Source organism: Nitrospirota bacterium, assembly GCA_016212185.1.
In the GTDB taxonomy this organism is placed as follows: Bacteria; Nitrospirota; Thermodesulfovibrionia; order UBA6902; family DSMQ01; genus JACRGX01.
The window spans coordinates 1-4,445 of sequence record JACRGX010000036.1 but is presented as its reverse complement, the minus strand read 5'-3'; the positions used below and the strand labels follow the sequence as shown (position 1 = coordinate 4,445).

7 protein-coding genes are annotated in these 4,445 nt (G+C 44.1%); all 7 read right to left on the bottom strand.

The features are described 5' to 3' along the window. On the bottom strand, positions 1 to 146 hold a 146-nt coding region (locus HZA10_04145; GenBank protein ID MBI5195496.1), incomplete at its 3' end, for a hypothetical protein. 35 nt (positions 147 to 181) lie between these two features. Beyond that, entirely contained in the window at positions 182 to 922 is a 741-nt protein-coding gene (locus tag HZA10_04140; GenBank protein ID MBI5195495.1) for a hypothetical protein, read from the bottom strand. A gap of 27 nt (positions 923 to 949) precedes the next feature. Further along, complete coding sequence (locus HZA10_04135; GenBank protein ID MBI5195494.1) at positions 950 to 1,273, bottom strand: DUF2834 domain-containing protein; 324 nt, start codon at positions 1,271 to 1,273, stop codon at positions 950 to 952. A gap of 66 nt (positions 1,274 to 1,339) precedes the next feature. Then, entirely contained in the window at positions 1,340 to 1,891 is a 552-nt protein-coding gene (locus HZA10_04130) for a methyltransferase domain-containing protein (protein ID MBI5195493.1), read from the bottom strand. Positions 1,892 to 1,952: 61 nt separating this feature from the next. Further along, the gene (locus HZA10_04125) at positions 1,953 to 2,666 is read right to left on the bottom strand and encodes a hypothetical protein (GenBank protein MBI5195492.1); all 714 of its coding nucleotides are present in this window, start codon (positions 2,664 to 2,666) and stop codon (positions 1,953 to 1,955) included. A gap of 8 nt (positions 2,667 to 2,674) precedes the next feature. Next, the gene (locus tag HZA10_04120) at positions 2,675 to 3,466 is read right to left on the bottom strand and encodes a hypothetical protein (protein ID MBI5195491.1); all 792 of its coding nucleotides are present in this window, start codon (positions 3,464 to 3,466) and stop codon (positions 2,675 to 2,677) included. Between the two features lie 120 nt (positions 3,467 to 3,586). Beyond that, positions 3,587 to 4,327, bottom strand: coding sequence for an SDR family oxidoreductase (locus tag HZA10_04115; protein MBI5195490.1), 741 nt, complete (start codon positions 4,325 to 4,327; stop codon positions 3,587 to 3,589). Between the last annotated feature and the right edge of the window lie 118 nt (positions 4,328 to 4,445).

Sequence of the window (4,445 nt, the reverse complement as noted above, 5' to 3'; positions counted from 1 at the left end):
GCCTTAACAAGCATCCGTGGAAGAGTCAGGGCATAAAAGCCGTCTTTAAAAATATTCTCGACTGTAAAGCCGAGCGCAAAACCGCCGATAGCGGCAATAAAGATAACGATGCCGCCTGCGATGATGTTTCTTCTGTCGTGTTCCATAAAGAATCCTCCTTTAGGTCAAGTTGTTTTGATTTTTATTCATCTATCGGTTTCTCCATAAGCCACCAGGGAGTTCCCATGAGTTTGGCTCCGTCGTCTTTAGAAATAAAGGTGTGCATCGCATCGTTTGTAAAATATCTCCAGAAGGACGGTTCGTATTCCTTGTTGAGTATTTTAAAATTTCCCTTCTTCTCCTGCTCTTTCAGAAATTTACGGTATGCGTCTAACGGTTCTACTCCGGCCTGTTGGAAAATGATACGCCCTCCGTACTTTTCATACAACGACTTGTTGATCTTCCATGTCTTGACAAAATGCCGCGCCATATTTCGTTTTATCGCCTTCATCTGCTCTTCCATGCCTTTGCCCCTCTCTGCCATTTCTTTGGTAGTCTTGAGGATGCTTTCCAGATTTTGCAGATAAGCGGTCTTTTCTTTTTGTTCTTTTTCCGTGAGGGCGCCGGATTTCAATTCTTCCGCCGCCTTTTTCCTATCCTTTTCAAACTTGGCCTGATTCCGTTTTTCCAGTTCATCCGTCCTCTGCATAAAGACATCCAATTCGGCCTCTGTAGGCTCAATCTTGTTTCCCTTCGCATACTTTTCCAGAAGCGCGCCGAAGATCAGTCCGTTCAACTTGTCTTTATCTTTGACCGCGATCGGTTTTCCAAGAACCACAGCAATCGTATCTTTGTCAGTTGAGTTTGTTTGGGAGAATGACGGAATAACAAAACCGAGGAACGCCGCGATTATGAGAATTCCTGAAATTTCGTAAGTTTTCATTTTTATCAAACTCCTTTTGTGACAGAGTTAGGTTCCTTTTTGTTGCTCACTCGTCTTTTCCCGGAAATACAGAAAGAGAGGCAATGCACAGCTTAACCCCACAGCCAGATTAATGACTACGAACCACCATGGATTAGGAGTATTGCATTGTTTTGCCTCTTTGAAAAGAAAAGGCCAGAACACAAAAGACGAAATGAACAAGTCAACCACAAAACCCAGCGAAGCCCCGGCAGAAACAACTTCCTCGATAAAGAGCACGACATCAAATCCATTTTCAAAGATAAAGGAGCCGAAAAAGTAATAAGGTAATACAGTCCCTAAAATCGCAGCGACTAAATAGTAAGCCCTCATTTTCCCACCCCCTTTCTCTCTGCTTAACTACTGTCTTTCGACCATTTTTAAATAATTCTTCCAGACTCATGTATCCCTATGAGCTATTGCAAATGCGACATTCCGGCTTGCAGCCGAAGACTCAATTAGCCGAACATGCTCATATCCAGCCTTCTCCATAAGCATTACCACCTCATCCGGCGAATAAAAGTTGTAGACCGTCAATGGAAAATCCGCCAACACCTTTTTTTCTCTGGGACGGAAGCCAAGAACGAAACTCGCACCTTTCTTCATCACCCGTCGGATCTCCCGAAGGTCATCGAGAGGGTTCTGCCAGAAGTAAATGGTATGAACAGAAAAGACCTTGTCGAAGCAATAGTCAGGATAAGGAATACTGCTGCTGTTACCGCGTTTTACCTCGACCCGTCCCTCGGCGATCCAGCGGCGGTTGTGCCGGGTTGCCATTTGAAGCATAGTTTTGGATGCATCCAGACCGGCAGCAAATCCTTGCGGAATTTTCGCTGCAGCCTGAGCGATGGTTCTACCATGTCCGCAGCCAATCTCCAGCACCTTATCATCAGGCTGTAAGTCCATGAGTTGTAAAGCAGTTAGATTTTCTATTGATGTTTCAATCGCCATGATTCGCGCAAGCAACATTCCGAAAAGACCGCTCGGAGAGCGACTCTGCTTAGCGATAAACTCAGGATGCCTCATTGTGTTCCTTTCTCATCGGCTTTCGTTCACGCAATGCCATACGAACACCCTGCCAATAGGCAATGGATGCTCCAAGGAGTGCCAATCCAAAGCCGATGGTCAGCTCGTTCCAGCCTGCAATACAGCTTTTGGGAATTACAGCACCGTATCCGATGACAACGGTGGTAACAAGAAATATGAGTAATGGATAGAAATGATTCAGTGTCAAAGGCACAGGGATCGCATCAACATGGTCATGCCCAAGAACCTTGCGCAGCGTTCGCTGAACTCCCTCTATATAACAAATGGCAGCAAAAAAGAGTGCTATCCCAAAGCCAAAGCTGTGCTCATTGATTCCTGCAATGCAGCTGCGCGGGATGATGAATCCGTATGCAATCAAACCCGCAAGAAAGATAAAAATAAAGAGGGGTATGAGGTGACGGAGTCTCAAGACAGGGATTTTGGAAGGGTTGAGACTGTCTGCAGCAAGATCGCGAAGCACAAGGTGGATTCCAAGCCAGTAGGTCACACAGGCAGCCACAATAAAAATGCCCAAACCAACTGTCGGCGGATTTATACCCGCGAGACAACTCTGTGGAATTGCAATGCCGTACGAAATCAAAATTGTGGGCAATGTGAATCCAAGAAGCGGATAAAAATAACTGAATTTCATACACGGTGTTCCCACAGGGCAAGCCTGGTTTCTTTGCCATTTAAACATTACTCACCTCACATTTGACTGTTGTTTGTAGCTTCAAATCGCATATCTGCGTCCACTGGTGTAAACTTTCTACCCTGCTTTTCAACAGGCAGGGTTCGTCCAACGATCCGACGCAGAGCTTTTTGATCGGCAGAGAATTCAAAAAATATCGGGTCTATGAAGAATCCGACAAAGAAGCTGCTCGCCGCCATCTTGATTATGACATTTGTTCCGTCCTTTTTTTCCTTTTCGCGGAAGCGGGATAAACGAAACTCGTAGGAACGAAGCAGATCCGGAACACCATAGCGAATTTTTATAATCTCGCCTCGAACGAGCAAGTCCCAATTTTGTCGTATGAACGGCACTACGGATGGTCCGGCAACAAAGTTTGTTGTATATGATTCTTCTGCAAGTCTCTTTTGTTTACCAAGTTCTTGCCGATAAATGATCTTATCCCCTTCCGCACGCACCTCTGCACGTTCTCCATTCGTATGACGGACATAACCGTAGCTGACAAATCGTCCGTTGCTCAAAAGCAATTCATCTTCGGCGGCAGCAGCTCCGCTTGAATCGGTAAAACACGATTTCGAGTGCTCTCCCCCTTTATCTACAAAATGAAGTTTCCAGCGATAAAGAAGCTCTTTCTGACGACTATCAACCCCATAAAGTGTTGCCGTCATCGTATCAACAGGCTCTGAGCTAAGAGGACACGCGAATAAGAAACCCGGGGAGAAAACTGCTGCTCCAGATATGCATATTGCCATTAGACTGAAATAAGCGGCTTTAACAATGGGACTCATAAAAGGATTCCATTCGTTCATGTATAGGAAATTATAAAATCTTTTAGACAGGATTTACATGATTTACAGGATATAAAAAAAGAAGAAATCTTGTTTATCCTGTTTATCCTGTCTAATATTTGGTTTTTTCGTTCTTATTTTCTACCACGGAATCTCATCGTTAAAATGAAAAAATTTACCTGTTGGTCCATCCTGATTGAGAGTCGCAAGCCTTACAGCGGTCTTTGCGCCTTCTTCAACTCCCATTGGAGCCATGTCAGTCCCTAAATCGGTCTTGACCCAGCCCGGATGTGCGGAATTGACTTTTATCGGTGTATCTCTTAAAAGTGAAGCAAGGTGAACGGTAAATTGATTCAATGCCGCTTTAGATGCATCATACGAAAATGGTTTAACCTGTGAATAATCCGACTTCTGATCGCTTTGAATCGTAAGGGAGCCTAAGATGCTTGAAACATTCACAATACGTCCGGCATCGCTTTTTCTCAAAAGTGGGAGAAGTGCCTGAGTCAGCTCTACCTGCCCGAATAAGTTTACATCAAAAATCTTTCGTAGAGCCACAGGGGATACAGTTCCAGCGCTGTTTGCAAACAACGGCTCTTCGGCATGCACCATGCCGGCATTATTTACCAAAATATCCAGTTTCCCATAATGCTTTTCAAAATATTGCTTCACCTGTTTGATGTGATTTGAATTTGTAATATCCAACTCTATACACTCTACATCGAGTCCTTGCTCCTTCAACTTTTTTGAAGCAGATAAACCTTTGGAAATGTCTCTTGCACCCATAAAGATTTTGATGCCTTTCATGGCAAGCTGACGGCTTGTCTCAAAACCCAAACCTTTGTTAGCACCTGTTACTAATGCAATTTGCTTTGCTGACATAGTATCCTCCTTTATTTTCCATATTCCAATGGACGTTTATTTCAAAATCTGTACAACAAAATCTTTTGCTTCTTGGGCAAGTTTAAACCATTCGTTCTGTGTGCTTGGTGCAACCGCT